Genomic DNA, 14,720 nt, shown 5'->3' on the forward strand with positions numbered 1-14,720 from the left:
AAGCATTACGTCATCATTGAGGCGGGAAGGCCGATATGGTATAAAGCCGCGCCTGTTTCGGCAAATAAACCGGACAGGTTTTTTCAACTTTTAAAACACGCACATGTGCCGTCACGGTTATTGGGTGCCTGCCAGTCAGGTCGGTAGCCGGGGTACATGGAGGCCTAACCCGAACCTGGAGTTCACATCATGGCACAAGTTTCGATCCGCGACCTGCTGCAAGCCGGCGCGCACTTCGGTCACCAGACCCGTTTCTGGAACCCCAAGATGGGCGAGTATATTTTCGGCGCCCGCAACAAGATTCACATCATCAACCTCGACATCACTGTCAAGCGCCTGAATGATGCCCTGACTTATGCCAATGGTCTGGCCGCCCGCAAGAACAAGGTGCTGTTCGTCGGCACCAAGCGCGCCGCTTCCGAAATCGTCCGTGAACACGCCCTGCGCGCCGGCATGCCCTTTGTCGACCATCGCTGGTTGGGCGGCATGCTGACCAACTGGAAGACCATCCGCCAGTCCATCAAGCGTCTGAAGGATCTGGAAGCCCAGGCCCAAGACGGTACCTTCGCCAAGCTGACCAAGCGTGAAGCCCTTGAGCGCACCCGCGAAATGCAAAAGCTGGAAAAGAGCCTTGGCGGTATCAAGGACATGGGCGGTCTGCCCGATGCCCTGTTCATCATTGACGTGGACCACGAAGCCATTGCCATCCAGGAAGCCAACAAGCTGGGCATCCCCGTGATCGGCATCGTCGACACCAACTCCAACCCGGCTGGCGTGGACTATGTGATTCCGGGCAACGATGACGCCATCCGCGCCATCCAGCTGTACGCCGGCGCCATGGCTGACGCCATCCTGGAAGGCAAGGAATATTCCGCCACCCAGAGCGGCGGCCGCGAAGCCGAGGCTGAAGCCCCCGAATCCGCCGCCTGATTCTGGCCGGTGGTTCGTTGAGGAAGGGAGCTAAGTCTCCCTTTCTTCATTAATACTGATTGTAGTCCGGATTGCCTTGGCAAACGGACTGTTTTGTGGAAATCCAAAAGAGGACACGAACATGGCAGAAATTACTGCTTCCCTCGTTAAAGAGCTGCGCGACCGTACCGGTCTGGGCATGATGGAATGCAAGAAGGCGCTGACCGAAGCCGGTGGCGACATTGAGCTGGCCATCGACAACATGCGCAAGTCCGGTCAGGCCAAGGCCGCCAAGAAGGCCGGCAACGTGGCCGCCGAAGGCGCCATCCTGTCCGCCACCTCGGCTGACGGCAAGACCGCCCTGCTGCTGGAAGTGAACAGCCAGACTGACTTCGTCGCCAAGGACGCCAACTTCACCACCTTCGCCAAGCAGGTTGCCGAAGTGGCCTTGGCCGCCGGTGAAACCGATGCCGCCAAGATTGCCGGCCTCGCCTATGGCGACGGTCTGACCGTGGAAGAAGCCCGTGTCGCCCTGGTTCAGAAGATCGGTGAAAACATCCAGGTCCGTCGCGCTGTGATCGTGACCGGCGATGTGGTCGGCACCTATGTGCACGGCATCAAGATCGGTGTCGCCGTGGTCCTGAACGGCGGCAACGCCGACGTGGCCCGTGATGTCGCCATGCACGTGGCCGCCGCCAACCCGGCCGTGGTCAATCCCGCTGACGTGGCCGCCGATGTGCTGGCCCGTGAAAAGGAAATCTATGCCGCCAAGGCCCGTGAATCCGGCAAGCCCGAAAATATCGTCGAGAAGATGATTGAGGGCAGCCTGAAGAAGTACCTGGCCGAAGTCAGCCTGGTCGAGCAGGCCTTTGTGAAGGATCCGGACACCAAGGTCGGTGACTTCGTGAAGAAGGCGGGTGCTTCCGTTGTCAGCTTCGTGCGTTACGAAGTGGGTGAAGGCATCGAGAAGGCTGTGGTCGACTTCGCTGCAGAAGTTGCCGCGCAGGCCGCCGCCGCCGCCAAGTAACCGCTTCGGCGGTTATCAGAAAATGCCCGCCTTGCGCGGGCATTTTTTATGGGGTTCATTAGCGGTTTTTCTTTGCTTTCGCGTCGCACTTCCCTTAAATAGTCGTCAGGTGCCTTATCGTACATGACAAGAATAATGGAGGGCCGGATGGGTTTTCCGCGGGTCGCCTGGCTGTTGTGGCTGTTATTGATGCCTTTGGCCGCGTCGGCGTTGACCTTGAGTGCGGCTGAGCGCGAATGGCTGGCGCAGCACCCGGTCATTCGCGTCGGTATCGATCCCGAATGGCCGCCTTATGAGTTCCTCGATGATCAGAGCCGCCATCAGGGAATCAGCGCGGATTACCTGAAGCTGGTTTCTGCCCGGCTGGGGGTGCGCTTCGCGGTCGGCCCGCGCCAGCCGTGGTCCAAAACCCAGCTGCAATTGCAGCAAAAGACGCTCGATATTACGCCATCCATCACGGAAACCCCGTCGCGGCGTGACTTCCTGCTGTTCACCCGTCCTTATCTGCGCTTTCCCGTGGTGATACTGACCCGCACCGAGACCCCGTTTCTGGGCCAGCTGGAAGACCTGAACGGTCAGCGGGTGGGTGTGGAAGCGGACTACTTTACTGATGAAATCCTGAAAACCCGTTACCCCGGCATCAAGCCGGTGCGTTACCGCTTTCTGGATGAGCTGGTGTCGGGCTTGTCGATGGGGGAGGTGGATTATGTGCTTTCCAACCATGCGTCCGCATCGTGGCTGGTGCAGTCGTTGCACGTGACCGGCATCAAGCTGGCGGCGATCACGCCCTATAATTCGCCCTTGTCGATCGGAGTGCGTGATGATTGGCCGTTGCTGGCCGGTCTGCTTGACCGGGTAATTGCGGAGATTACTCCCGCCGAGCATGCGGCCATTCGTGAAAAGTGGCTGGGCGTTCACAAACGTGAATTCAGCCTGTTGGATTACTGGCGTTACCGGCCCGGCGCCGTGTTGTCGGGGGTAGCGTTTTTCAGCGGCCTGGCGGTGCTGGTGGTGTTCTTGTTTTTCCGGATGCGGTTGCAACAGCGTCACCGGCAGGAGGCGGAAGTCAGGCGGGCGCTGGAGGAAAGCGAGGAGCGTTTCCGCCTGATGATTGAGAATGCGCCCATCGCTTTTGCCATCTTTTCCGGAAAGGAAGGCGAGGTTTCGCTGTTAAACCGTTGTTTCATAAAAATGTTCGGCTATGAGCCGAATGAGCTTCATACCGTCGGGGATTGGTGGGTGCGAGCCTATCCCGATCCGGTGTACCGCGATGCAATTCGGCGTGACTGGTTCGGGCGGCTGTCCGCGGCGCGGCAGGCCGGTCAGGACATGGAGCCGATGGAGGCCCGCGTTGTCTGTCGTAACGGCGATTTTCGTCATGTCCGTTTTCACTCCTTCCTGCTGGGCAAGCTGAACCTGGTTGCCTTCATCGACATTACCCCTGATAAGGAAAACGAAGCTGTTCTCCGGGCAGCCAAGGAAGCGGCGGAAAGCGCTACCCGCGCGAAGAGCGAGTTCCTGGCGAACATGAGCCATGAAATCCGCACGCCGATGAACGGGATACTGGGATTGAGCCATTTGCTGGAAATGACGACGCTGGACGAGCAGCAGCGGGATTATCTGACCCGGTTGCAAAACTCGGGAGAGTTGCTGCTGCAGATCCTCAACGACATTCTGGATTTGTCCAAGGTAGAGTCCGGCAAGCTGACGCTGGAGGAGGAGCCATTCCGTCTGGAACAGCTGCTGGAGTCGTTGCGAAATCTGGCGGTCAGCGCCACCCAGGACAAGCCGGTGCAAGTCTGTTTCCGGATTGAGCCCGAAGTGCCTTTTGTCTTGGTGGGGGATGCCTTGCGCCTGTTGCAGGTGTTGATGAATCTGCTTGGCAACGCCATCAAATTCACGCCCGAAGGGCGGGTTGACCTTGCTGTCAGTGTCCGGGAGCAGCATGAGGATGCCGTGATCCTGGATTTCGGCGTCAGTGACAACGGTATCGGCATGACTCCCGAGCAGCAGTCGCGTATCTTCGAGGCCTTCCGCCAGGCGGATGCCTCCATGACCCGCCGTTTCGGCGGCACGGGGTTGGGCCTGGCCATCTGCCAGCGCTTGGTCGGCCTCATGGGTGGTGCAATGCAGGTTCGCAGCGCGGTCGGCGCGGGCAGCACGTTTTCATTCCAGGTCCGGCTGGGAGTCCTTCGGGATGCCGAAGACGGTCCTCAGGATGCCGTAGCCTTGCGTATTTTGCTGGTCACCCGGGATGCGGGCCTGCCCCGCGCCGTGCGGGCTTTGGTGGGACGTTGGGGCTGGCGGCTGGATGTGGCGGGAGATCTGGGGAGTGTTTGCCTGGATGTCACGGCCATGCCGCCGCCCTATGACTGGGTGCTGTTTGATGCGGACCTCCCCGGCGAGCAATGCCAGGAGTGCCGCAGGCTGACCGGGGTTTCGCTGCCGCTCGTGGTCTTGCAGTTCCCCTGGCAAGAGCGTCTCAGGCCCGCAGGGCTGCCCGAGGGCGTGCGCACCCTGATCAAGCCGGTGACCCCGATCAGCCTGAAGGATCTGGCGATCCGGATCCGGGAGGAGGGCGCAGCGGTCGTTCGTCCGCCCATGGCTGCTCCGCTGGCTGGAAAACGGGTGCTGCTGGTGGAGGACAATGCGGTCAACCAGTTGGTTGGGCGGCGCATGCTGGAGAGTCTCGGGGTCCGTGTGGATACCGCCGATGACGGAAAGCTGGCGCTGGATTTGCTGGCGGCGAGCGGCATGAATTGTTACGACGCGGTATTCATGGATTTGCAAATGCCGGTGCTGGATGGTCTGGAAGCCACTGCCATGCTGCGCGGGATGCCCGGATTCGATGCCTTGCCGGTAATCGCGATGACTGCCAATGTGATGCCTGCCGACCGCGAGGCCTGCCGGCTGGCGGGCATGACGGACTTTATCGGCAAACCCATCCGTCTGGAAGAGCTGACCCGTGTCCTCCTGAAGTGGACCAGCGCCGAAGCCTCCTGAAACGGCCGGAAACAGAAAAAAGCCCCTCCGGCTTTTGACAAGCAGCCTTCGACCCCGTATTATCGCCCGCCTATTATGCCAGTCCTCTCTCTACCTGCTTCAATCGAGCCCTTTAAATGGGCTGACCGAGCTGCCCAAGTGGCAGGCGATGTCCCTTTGGCGTCATTCCCGCGTTTGTGCGAGGGACTGGCTGATCAGGCGGGCACGGTTCAGGTTGATTGCCGGTTCGAGCGTGACGCCCAGCGCGTGCCTTGGCTGCGCGGAACCCTGACAACCAGCGTGACGCTGACTTGCCAGCGGTGTCTGAAGCCGATGGCCCTGCCGGTCTCGGTGGAGGTGGAGCTGGCGCTGGTACATGATGAGGAAGACGCCGAACGGCTGTCGGACGACGCGGATTATCTGGTCGTATCCGAGCAGGGCCTGATTCTGGCGGAAATCCTGGAAGACGAGTTGCTGCTGGCCATTCCTTATATTCCGTCCCATGAGAGCTGCGAGCTTGAATACCGGAATCCCGAGGAACCCGTCGGCGAAACCCGTCGCGAAAACCCGTTTCAGGTGCTGGCGGCTCTCAAAAAGCCGGCGGCAGACGAATAACCCGTAATCAACAGATGTTGTCTGGAGTCTCAAAATGGCCGTTCAGCAAAACCGTAAAAGCCGCTCGCGTCGCGACATGCGTCGTTCCCATGATGCCCTGACCGCTGCCGCCCTGAGCGTGGACAGCACTACCGGTGAAGTACATCGTCGTCACCACGTCACCAAGGATGGCGTGTACCGTGGCCGTCAACTCTTCCCCGTGGCTGTCGCCGAAGAGTAATAAACGGCATGGCGATCACGCTAGCCGTTGATGCCATGGGCGGGGACCACGGTCCCCGCGTTACCGTTCCCGCCTCGCTTTCCGTCCTCAAGACCCATCCTGCACTGAACCTTGTCCTGGTCGGTCAGGAAAACCTCATTCGTCCCTTGCTTGCCCGTTTGACCTCGGAAGAGTCCTCGCGCGTCAGTATCCTGCATACTGATGAGGTCGTGCTGATGGATGACAAGGTCGCGGTCGCTCTGCGCAACAAGCGCAATTCCTCCATGCGTCTCGCCATCAACCTGGTTCATGAAGGCAAGGCCGCCGCCTGCGTCAGTGCCGGCAATACCGGAGCCTTGATGGCGGTCAGCCGTTTTGTGCTCAAGACCCACGCCGGGATCGACCGTCCCGCCATCATGACCGCCTTGCCGACCGTGAAGGGGCATTGCCACATGCTGGACCTGGGCGCCAATGTCGATTCCGAGGCCGTGCACCTGCTGCAGTTCGCGCAGATGGGCAGTCTGGTGGCTTCCGCGCTGGACGGGATTGACCGCCCCCGCGTCGGGCTGCTGAATATCGGCGAGGAAGAGATCAAGGGCAACGACCTCATCAAGGAGGCCAACGGCCTGCTCAAGGACTCCGGGCTCAACTATATCGGCTATGTTGAAGGCGATGGCGTTTTTGCCGGAGAAGCGGATGTGGTGGTTTGTGACGGCTTTGTCGGTAATATCGCGCTGAAGACTACCGAAGGCGTCGCCCGCATGTTTGGGGCTTTCGTCAAGGAGGAGATCAACCGCAACCTGTTCACCAAGCTGGCCGGGGCTATTGCCATTCCCATCTGGAACGGCCTGCGCCAGCGTATGGATCCGGGGCGCTACAACGGCGCCAGTCTGGTCGGCCTGACCGGCATTGTGATCAAGAGCCATGGCAGCGCCGATCAGAAGTCATTCGCCAACGCCATCCGCGTCGCGCTCAAGGAAGTCGAGAAAGACATTCCTTCCCTGATCGCCGGCCGCTTGCAGCCGGCTGCCGGAGTCTGAGGTGCGTTTCCTGGCGGCGGTGTTGCTGGCCTTGTCCGCGAACATCGCCTGCGCCCTCGATGTCATGACTGAAGCCGATATCCGCGCCTTCCTGGACGAGCAGACGACGCATGTCATGCGCAAGGAACTTGATCCCCTGATGACGTTGTTCGCGCCGGAATTCCGTCATCTTCTTCCTGCGGAGGGCAAGGAGGTCACCCGGGATGAATACAGCAAGATCCAGAACGCCAACTTCATGGTGGCCAAGCTGATCCTCAATACCATCGAGTTGCGACAGATACAGTTGCGGGAAGACGGCAAGCAGGCCATTATCCGCACCCACAACCGCAACCGTTATCTGATTCAGGTCAAAGACAAGCAAAACCTGATTGAACAGAATGAAGACCTGATAGGGGAGCTGGTGCTGCGCGACGGCCGGATTGTCTATCTGAGTACGGAAAAACTATGACTTCAACACTCGCTTTCGTCTTTCCCGGACAGGGTTCCCAGCAAAAGGGCATGCTGTCCGATCTGGCCGCCCGCTTTCCTGTGGTTACCGACACCTTTGCCGAAGCGTCCGCCTCCTTGGGTTTCGACCTGTGGAACTTGTGCCAGAACGATGAGGATGCCCTCAATCGCACGGAGAACACCCAGCCCGCCTTGTTAACCGCCAGCATCGCGCTGTGGCGCGTCTGGCAGGCCGAGAGGGGTCCCCGCCCGGCTTTTTTGGCCGGTCACTCCCTGGGTGAGTATTCGGCGCTGGTCGCTTCCGGCGTATTGTCGCTGGCCGATGCCGTGAAGCTGGTGGCCTTGCGCGGCCGGTTGATGCAGGATGCCGTACCCGCCGGAACCGGTGCCATGGCGGCCATTCTGGGCCTCTCTGATGAAGACGTGATTGCGGCTTGCCGCGAAGCCGCCGCCACGGGTATCGCCGAAGCCGTGAACTTCAATTCGCCCGCCCAGGTGGTGATTGCCGGCGAGAAGGCCGCCGTGGAAGCCGCCATGAGCCTGGCCAGCGCCAAGGGCGCCAAGCGCGCCCTGATCCTGCCGGTCAGCGTGCCGTCGCACTGCTCGTTGATGAAGCCTGCCGCAGAAAAACTGGCGCTTGCCTTGAAGGACGTTGCCTTTAATACCCCTGCAATACCGGTGGTGCAGAATGTCGCCGCCCGTGTCGAGACTAGCGCCGACGCCATGCGTGAAGCCCTGGTGGCGCAGCTTTACAGCCCGGTGCAATGGGTGCGCAGCGTCGAATGGCTGGCGGCCCAGGGAGTCACCCGCGCGGTCGAGTGCGGCCCCGGCAAGGTGCTGTGCGGCCTGAACAAGCGTATTCACAAGGGGCTGGAGTGTGAGTCCATCGAGAACGAAAGCTCCCTGACGGCCGCCTTGGCCCGTCCCGCCTGATTTCGGAGAAGAAGCATGTCATTGCAAGGAAAAGTCACCATTGTCACCGGCGCCAGTCGCGGTATCGGCAAGGCTATCGCCAGCAAGCTGGCGGCGCAGGGCGCCACGGTGATCGGTACCGCCACGACCGAGGCCGGGGCCGAGGCGATCAATGCCTGGCTGAGTCAATCCGGCGGCGCCGGCATGATGCTGAACGTTGCCGAACCCGGCCAGATCGAGTCCTTTATCGAGGCGGTACAGGCCCGCTTCGGCGCGCCGCTGATCCTGGTCAACAATGCCGGGATCACCCGCGACAACTTGCTGCTGCGCATGAAGGATGCCGAATGGGATGATGTCATCGCCACCAACCTGACCGCCATTTTCCGCCTTTCCAAGGCTTGCCTGAAGGGCATGGGCAAAGCGCGCTGGGGCCGTATCATCAACATCAGCTCCGTCGTCGGCCTGATGGGTAATCCGGGACAAACCAATTACGCCGCCGCCAAGGCCGGGCTGGAAGGTTTCAGCCGCTCGCTGGCGCGCGAGATGGGGAGCCGTAACATTACCGTCAACAGCGTCGCGCCCGGTTTTATCGCCACCGACATGACGCATGCCTTGTCTGAAGCACAGCAACAAACCATGCTTTCCCAGATTCCGGCCGGCCGTCTTGGCCAGCCCGAAGACATCGCCGAGGCCGTTGCCTTCCTGGCCGGTGATGCCGCCGCTTACATTACCGGAGTGACTTTACCGGTCAATGGCGGTATGTATATGTAACTCTTTTCATCAAACGGCCTAAAAGGATGTTGCTACCTGACTACGGCCTTCAATAAACTAGCAGCGCTGTTCGGCGGTACGAAGGTGCCGTGAACATCGAGACCACCCCCTGAGGAGACACAAAGTGAGCACTATCGAAGAACGGGTCAAGAAGATCGTAGCCGAACAATTGGGCGTAAAGCTGGAGGACGTGAAGAACGAGTCCTCTTTTGTGGACGATCTGGGCGCCGATTCCCTGGACACCGTTGAGCTGGTGATGGCTCTCGAAGAAGAGTTCGAGACCGAGATTCCCGATGAAGAAGCCGAGAAAATCGGCACTGTGCAGACTGCCATTGACTACATCGTCGCCAACGCCAAGTAAGTGTTGGGTGACAACCGAAGCCGCATCCCGCAGTCGCGGGTCATGCGGTTTTTTTTTAGCCGGGATATCCCGGTTGGCCGGAGTGAATGACCGACCGGGTGAGGATTTCACCGGGTTGCCGCTTGCATAAGGGGTTTCAAAGCATGAGTCGACGTCGTGTCGTTGTGACGGGTATGGGCATGGTGACTTGCCTGGGCCGGGATGTAGCCTCCACGTGGGAAGGCATTCTTGCCGGGCGCAGCGGTATCACCAGCATTGATCATTTCGACGCCAGCCAGTACAAGACCCGCTTCGCCGGGATTGTCCGTGATTTTGAGCCCGAATCGGCCATGCCGGCCAAGGAGCTGCGTCGCTATGACGAGTTCATGCACTATGGCATGTCGGCCGGTATCCAGGCGATTCAGGACGCCGGGCTGGAAGTCACGCCCGACAATGCAGGCCGTATCGGTGTCGCCATTGGTGCGGGTATCGGCGGCATCGGCACGATCGAGCGTAACTACGACACGCTGTTGAAGGATGGTCCGAACAAGATTTCCCCGTTCTTCGTGCCAGGCTCCATCATTAATCTGGCGGCGGGCCTCCTGGCCATCCGCTTCGGGCTGAAGGGGCCGAACCTGGCCTTGGCTACCGCCTGCACGACCGCCACGCATTGCATCGGTCTGGCGGCGCGCCTGATTGCCTATGGTGATGCCGACGTCATGGTGGCCGGGGGAGCGGAGAAGGGCTCCTCGCCGCTGGGCATGGCCGGTTTTGCCGCCGCGCGCGCCCTGTCTACCCGCAATGACAACCCGCAGGCCGCCAGCCGCCCGTTTGACAAGGACCGCGACGGCTTTGTGCTGGGCGACGGCTCCGGTGTGCTGGTGGTCGAAGAATACGAACATGCCAAGGCGCGCGGCGCAAAAATCTACGCCGAGCTGATCGGCTTCGGCATGAGTGACGACGCTTTCCACATTACTTCACCGACCGAATCCGGTGAAGGGGCGGCGGCCTCCATGCGCAATGCGTTGCGCGACGCCGGAATCGAGCCATCCGCCGTGGACTATATCAATGCTCACGGCACCAGCACCCCGGCAGGGGACATGGCGGAATCGCAGGCAATAGAATCGGTTTTCGGCGAGCACGCAATGCGTGTCGCTGTCAGTTCGACCAAATCCATGATCGGTCACCTGCTGGGTGCAGCCGGTGGTGTTGAGGCCATTTTCAGCGTGCTGGCGATCCGCGACAACATCGCGCCGCCCACCATCAATCTGGAAAACCCGGATCCGGGATGCCGTCTGGATTATGTTCCCAATCAGGCTCGCCCGATGAAGGTGGATATTTCGCTGTCGAACTCCTTCGGATTCGGCGGTACCAACGGCACCCTGATTTTCCGCCGCATCTAGGTGAGCGTCCTGAAACGGAGCGTAGTGTGCTGATCGCCGCCTGGCTGAACGGCTCTCCGGTCGCGGGCATGCCTGTTGACGATCGCGGTTTCGCTTACGGGGACGGCCACTTCACCACCCTGCCGGTTCGAGGCGGCGAGCCGGTTCTGCTGGATTACCATTGGCGGCGTCTGTTGCTGAGCTCGCAATCGCTGAATATCCCGGTAGCCGGCATGGACCGCTGGCGTCAGGATTTCGCCCGCTTTGTCGCGGCGCATCCGGACGGGATCGCCAAAATCATCATCACCCGGGGGGCGGGCGGGCGCGGGTATCTTCCGGATGTCCAGCAGCTTCCCAACTGCTATTTCCTGCTCTGGACCGAGGTTCCGCATTCGTCCGGCAATCAGGCCGGTATTGAAAGCGGGATATTGCAAGGGCGATTGGGGCTGAATCCGCTCACTGCCGGGCACAAGCATCTAAACCGGCTGGAGCAGGTATTGTTGCGGCAGGAACTCGCCTTGACCCCGTGGCCCGAGGCCGTGGTCTGTGATCTTGAGGGGCGTGTGATCGAAGGCGTTTTCAGTAATCTGTTTGCGGTGCAGGCAGGACGATTACTGACGCCGGCGCTGTCCGCAGCCGGTGTACGCGGGGTGATGCGCTCTTTTTTGATGGACTCCGCGGGCGATCTGCAACACACTGTCCTTGAAACCGGGTTGCAAACCGATGATCTGGATCAGGCTGACGAGTTGTTCTTCTGCAACAGCGTGTTCGGCATTTGGCCGGTGATCCGCTTCAATGGCAGAATAATGCCCCCGAACCCCGTCACCCAACGTTTGCAGCAGCATTTGAAAAATGCCCGAATTACCGCCTAAGAAACCGACCCGTCGACCGGCCGCCAAGAAAACTGCCGGTACGGCGTCCCCGCGTACGCGCAAGCCAGCGGCTCCGCGCGACTCGGACGCCAAACCGGCGAAGCCGGCCAAGCCCCGGGTTCGCAACGCCACTTCCGCGCCTCGCCGCCGCCCCAGCCGACAGCCGCCCAAGACCATATCGGTCTGGCCGATTGTCAGTGGTTTTCTGCTGGTTGTGCTGCTGGCGTTATCCGGTTGGGTATGGTTGAACCTGTTCCGGCCGCTGGATATCCCGGCGCAGGGCTATCGCCTGCGCGTTGAACGGGGCACCGGCTATCAGGCCGCCTTCGACAGGCTGGCGGCGGATGGCAAACTGGGTAACCGCGCCTTGTCCCGAGCCTACTTCCGCTTTCTGCACCCCAAAGCCTTGCAAATGGGTGTGTACGAGTTTCGGCCGGGTGTCAGTGTCGCCGGACTGCTGAAGCAGTTGGCAAACGGCGAAGGGCTGATCTACACCCGCGTCACCGTGATCGAGGGTACAACGTTCGCCAAGCTGCGTGAACAGGTGGCTGCCAATCCGGATATCAAGCAAACCCTTCGCGACAGAAGCGACAGCCAGATCATGTCCCTGATGGGCAGTCCGGTGACGAACCCGGAAGGATTGTTTGCGCCCGATACGTATGTGTTCATGCCCGGCGACACGGATGAAATGGTGCTCCGTAAACTTTTCGACCAGCAGCAACGGGTGCTCCAAAAGGCCTGGGCGACGCGGACGCCGGGCTTGCCTTACCGTACCCCTTATGAGGCCTTGATCATGGCCTCGATTGTGGAGAAGGAGACCGGTAACGCCGCGGAAAGGCCTCAAATCGCCGGATTGTTTATCCGCCGACTGCAACAAGGCATGCGTCTGCAAACCGATCCGACCGTGATCTATGGCATGGGCAAGGCGTACACCGGCAACCTGCGCAAGATCGACCTGATCACGCCGACACCCTACAACACGTATCGTATTGATGGCCTGCCGCCGACACCCATCGCCTTGCCGGGCAAGGCGGCGATTGAGGCGGCACTGCATCCGGCTCCGGGCGACAGCCTTTACTTTGTGGCGCGTGGCGACGGCAGCGGCACGCATGTATTCAGCGCTGACCTGAAAGCCCATAACGAGGCGGTGCGCGCCTACATTGAAAATACCCGTCGGCATTGAACGCCGTTTTATCCTGAATTGCGGAGCGTGAAATAGTCATGGGCTTGTTCATAACCCTTGAAGGCACGGAAGGCGTTGGCAAGAGCACGGCGCTGCAGTTTCTGAGGGATCGCCTGCAGGAAGCCGGTTTCACGGTCGTGGTGACGCGTGAGCCTGGCGGTACCCTGCTGGCCGAGCGCATTCGCGGTTTGCTGCTGGCGCGTGAAGCCGAACCGATGTCGCCGATGACCGAGTTACTGCTGGTTTTCGCGGCTCGCGCCCAGCATCTGGAGCAGGTGATTATCCCCGCGCTGCAAGCCGGACAATGGGTGCTCTGCGACCGTTTTACCGACGCCACCTATGCCTATCAGGGAGGCGGTCGCGGCCTGCCGGTTCCAGACATTGCGGCGCTGGAAACCCTGGTGCAAGGCAGCTTGCGGCCGGATATCACGCTATGGCTGGATGCGCCGGTTGAAACCGGGCTGGCCCGTGCGGCCGCGCGTCAGGCGCTGGACCGTTTTGAGCAGGAAAAAGCGGTCTTCTTCGAGCGGGTGCGCGCCGAGTACGCCCGGCAAGCCGAGGAGGCTCCGCAACGCTACCGTCGTATTGACGCCACGCAGGATATTGCGGGCGTGCAGGCGCAATTGCAGCAGGTGCTGGATTCTTTTCCCGGTTTGTCCCAGGACTGATTGATGGCGCACTTACAGCCTTATCCCTGGCATGATGGCGGCTGGCGGCGACTGACCGGCCTGCACGCCGAGCAGCGTTTGCCGCATGCCCTGATCCTGAGCGGTCCGGCCGGTGTCGGCAAGCATGCCTTTGCCGAATCGCTGGCATCCCTGCTGATGTGTGTCTCGCCCCGGCAAGGCCTGCCTTGTGGCGAATGCAAGGGCTGCAGCCTCTGCCGGGCCGATACGCATCCGGATTATTGTCAGTTGTCGCCGGTCACGGATGAAAAAACCGGCAAGACCAGCAAGGTCATCAAGGTGGACCAAATCCGCGCCCTGCTGGATTTCCTGTCCAAATCCCCGCAACTGGGCGGTTGGCGGATCGCCATCATTGATCCGGCCGACACCCTGAATGTCAGCGCCGCCAACAGCCTGCTGAAAACCCTGGAAGAGCCGGGCGATCGCACCTTGCTGCTGCTGCTGACGGATCAGCCGTTGGCTCTGTTGCCCACGATCCGCAGCCGTTGCCAGCATTTTGATCTGGGGGTGCCGGATCGCGCGCAGGCGCAGTCCTGGCTGTCGCCGCAACTGGAAACACCGACGCACGCGGGGCTGTTGTTGTCCCTGTGCCATGGCGCGCCGCTGGCTGCCTTGGCTATGTCGCAGCAAGAGGTTTTCCGGCAGCGTGAAGACCTGGCCAAACGCTTGCTGGCGGTGGCTTCCGGCAGGGTCGGACCGCTGTCGGCGTCAACCGCGACCCAGAAATTGCCTGCGGATGAAGCCTGGTTATGGTTTTACGGTTTGCTGGCGGATGTCGGCCTGATGGCGGCCGAAGCGCGGGACGCTATCAAAAATAGGGATTTGTTGCCTATAATCGGTTCATTGGCGGAAGTCATGGGCAGCCGCAAGGCGCTGGATCTTCAGGCATTGTGTCTGGATAACCGGCGATTGCTGGCGGCCAATATCCAGCCGGGTCTGTTGTGGGACCGCTTCTGGGAACAAACAAGAGGGTAATAACATGCTGCCACGCGGAGCGGGTATCCTGAGTCTGGCCATCAAGGACAAGGCTCAGCTTTATGTCAGTTACATGCCGTTCATCAAGGGCGGGGCGTTGTTCGTGCCGAGTACGCGCCAGACCCGCCTGGGGGATGAAATCTTCGTGGTGGTGACGCTGCCGGATGATCCGGAAAAGCTGCCGATCACCGGAAAGGTGGTTTGGGTCAACCATCGCAACCAGGGACAACGCCCGGCCGGATTCGGCATTCAGTTGTCCGGTGAGGCCGGCGACAGCTGCCGTCGCAAGATCGAGGCGCAACTGGGCGGCGCCCTGCAAGCCGATCGTCCCACCTTCACCATGTAATCCCGGCTGTCGGGGCGGGTCCGCTTCGACAGCT

The 14,720-nt window shown here is 60.7% G+C and carries 16 protein-coding genes; all 16 read left to right on the top strand.

The window, feature by feature from the left end; translation table 11 throughout:
- Positions 1–189 precede the first annotated feature (189 nt).
- The 16 genes from rpsB to EV700_RS15000 all read left to right on the top strand — a co-directional run bounded on the left by rpsB (position 190) and on the right by EV700_RS15000 (position 14,686).
- Entirely contained in the window at positions 190–930 is a 741-nt protein-coding gene (gene rpsB / locus EV700_RS14925) for a 30S ribosomal protein S2 (protein WP_130415236.1), read from the top strand.
- A 121-nt stretch (positions 931–1,051) separates the two neighbouring features.
- A complete protein-coding gene (gene tsf / locus EV700_RS14930) occupies positions 1,052–1,936 on the top strand; it encodes a translation elongation factor Ts (protein ID WP_130415238.1) in 885 nt (294 codons plus the stop codon).
- A gap of 147 nt (positions 1,937–2,083) precedes the next feature.
- Complete coding sequence (locus tag EV700_RS14935) at positions 2,084–4,939, top strand: ATP-binding protein (RefSeq protein WP_165391506.1); 2,856 nt, start codon at positions 2,084–2,086, stop codon at positions 4,937–4,939.
- Between the two features lie 138 nt (positions 4,940–5,077).
- Positions 5,078–5,533, top strand: a complete 456-nt coding sequence (locus EV700_RS14940) for a YceD family protein (protein ID WP_165391507.1) — start codon at positions 5,078–5,080, stop codon at positions 5,531–5,533.
- A 34-nt stretch (positions 5,534–5,567) separates the two neighbouring features.
- Complete coding sequence (gene rpmF / locus EV700_RS14945; protein ID WP_130415244.1) at positions 5,568–5,753, top strand: 50S ribosomal protein L32; 186 nt, start codon at positions 5,568–5,570, stop codon at positions 5,751–5,753.
- 8 nt (positions 5,754–5,761) lie between these two features.
- Positions 5,762–6,772, top strand: a complete 1,011-nt coding sequence (plsX, locus tag EV700_RS14950; protein ID WP_207224695.1) for a phosphate acyltransferase PlsX — start codon at positions 5,762–5,764, stop codon at positions 6,770–6,772.
- A gap of 1 nt (position 6,773) precedes the next feature.
- On the top strand, positions 6,774–7,220 hold the full coding sequence (locus EV700_RS14955; RefSeq protein ID WP_130415248.1) for a Cif family virulence factor: 447 nt from the start codon (positions 6,774–6,776) through the stop codon (positions 7,218–7,220).
- A complete protein-coding gene (gene fabD, locus EV700_RS14960; RefSeq protein WP_130415250.1) occupies positions 7,217–8,152 on the top strand; it encodes an ACP S-malonyltransferase in 936 nt (311 codons plus the stop codon). The genes EV700_RS14955 and fabD overlap by 4 nt, the downstream gene beginning before the upstream one ends.
- A 15-nt stretch (positions 8,153–8,167) precedes the next feature.
- The gene (fabG, locus tag EV700_RS14965) at positions 8,168–8,902 is read left to right on the top strand and encodes a 3-oxoacyl-ACP reductase FabG (protein ID WP_130415252.1); all 735 of its coding nucleotides are present in this window, start codon (positions 8,168–8,170) and stop codon (positions 8,900–8,902) included.
- Between the two features lie 124 nt (positions 8,903–9,026).
- Positions 9,027–9,263, top strand: coding sequence for an acyl carrier protein (acpP, locus tag EV700_RS14970; protein WP_130415254.1), 237 nt, complete (start codon positions 9,027–9,029; stop codon positions 9,261–9,263).
- Positions 9,264–9,406: 143 nt separating this feature from the next.
- On the top strand, positions 9,407–10,645 hold the full coding sequence (gene fabF / locus EV700_RS14975) for a beta-ketoacyl-ACP synthase II (protein ID WP_130415256.1): 1,239 nt from the start codon (positions 9,407–9,409) through the stop codon (positions 10,643–10,645).
- A gap of 26 nt (positions 10,646–10,671) precedes the next feature.
- A complete protein-coding gene (gene pabC, locus EV700_RS14980) occupies positions 10,672–11,496 on the top strand; it encodes an aminodeoxychorismate lyase (protein WP_165391508.1) in 825 nt (274 codons plus the stop codon).
- On the top strand, positions 11,477–12,679 hold the full coding sequence (mltG, locus tag EV700_RS14985) for an endolytic transglycosylase MltG (protein ID WP_130415261.1): 1,203 nt from the start codon (positions 11,477–11,479) through the stop codon (positions 12,677–12,679). The genes pabC and mltG overlap by 20 nt, the downstream gene beginning before the upstream one ends.
- A 44-nt stretch (positions 12,680–12,723) precedes the next feature.
- Entirely contained in the window at positions 12,724–13,347 is a 624-nt protein-coding gene (tmk, locus tag EV700_RS14990) for a dTMP kinase (RefSeq protein ID WP_242610287.1), read from the top strand.
- Positions 13,348–13,350: 3 nt separating this feature from the next.
- Positions 13,351–14,340, top strand: a complete 990-nt coding sequence (locus EV700_RS14995; RefSeq protein ID WP_130415265.1) for a DNA polymerase III subunit delta' — start codon at positions 13,351–13,353, stop codon at positions 14,338–14,340.
- 4 nt (positions 14,341–14,344) lie between these two features.
- On the top strand, positions 14,345–14,686 hold the full coding sequence (locus EV700_RS15000; protein ID WP_130415267.1) for a PilZ domain-containing protein: 342 nt from the start codon (positions 14,345–14,347) through the stop codon (positions 14,684–14,686).
- Positions 14,687–14,720 lie beyond the last annotated feature (34 nt).

The sequence above is a fragment of the Fluviicoccus keumensis genome, from assembly GCF_004217445.1.
GTDB lineage: Bacteria > Pseudomonadota > Gammaproteobacteria > Pseudomonadales > Moraxellaceae > Fluviicoccus > Fluviicoccus keumensis.

Excerpts from the sequence above, each read along its gene's own strand:
- tsf (WP_130415238.1), top strand. The coding sequence starts at position 1,052 with ATGGCAGAAATTACTGCTTCCCTCGTTAAAGAGCTGCGCGACCGTACC.
- fabF (WP_130415256.1), top strand. The coding sequence starts at position 9,407 with ATGAGTCGACGTCGTGTCGTTGTGACGGGTATGGGCATGGTGACTTGC.
- rpmF (WP_130415244.1), top strand. The coding sequence starts at position 5,568 with ATGGCCGTTCAGCAAAACCGTAAAAGCCGCTCGCGTCGCGACATGCGT.
- rpsB (WP_130415236.1), top strand. The coding sequence starts at position 190 with ATGGCACAAGTTTCGATCCGCGACCTGCTGCAAGCCGGCGCGCACTTC.
- EV700_RS15000 (WP_130415267.1), top strand. The coding sequence starts at position 14,345 with ATGCTGCCACGCGGAGCGGGTATCCTGAGTCTGGCCATCAAGGACAAG.
- fabG (WP_130415252.1), top strand. The coding sequence starts at position 8,168 with ATGTCATTGCAAGGAAAAGTCACCATTGTCACCGGCGCCAGTCGCGGT.
- EV700_RS14995 (WP_130415265.1), top strand. The coding sequence starts at position 13,351 with ATGGCGCACTTACAGCCTTATCCCTGGCATGATGGCGGCTGGCGGCGA.
- EV700_RS14935 (WP_165391506.1), top strand. The coding sequence starts at position 2,084 with ATGGGTTTTCCGCGGGTCGCCTGGCTGTTGTGGCTGTTATTGATGCCT.
- mltG (WP_130415261.1), top strand. The coding sequence starts at position 11,477 with ATGCCCGAATTACCGCCTAAGAAACCGACCCGTCGACCGGCCGCCAAG.
- plsX (WP_207224695.1), top strand. The coding sequence starts at position 5,762 with ATGGCGATCACGCTAGCCGTTGATGCCATGGGCGGGGACCACGGTCCC.
- fabD (WP_130415250.1), top strand. The coding sequence starts at position 7,217 with ATGACTTCAACACTCGCTTTCGTCTTTCCCGGACAGGGTTCCCAGCAA.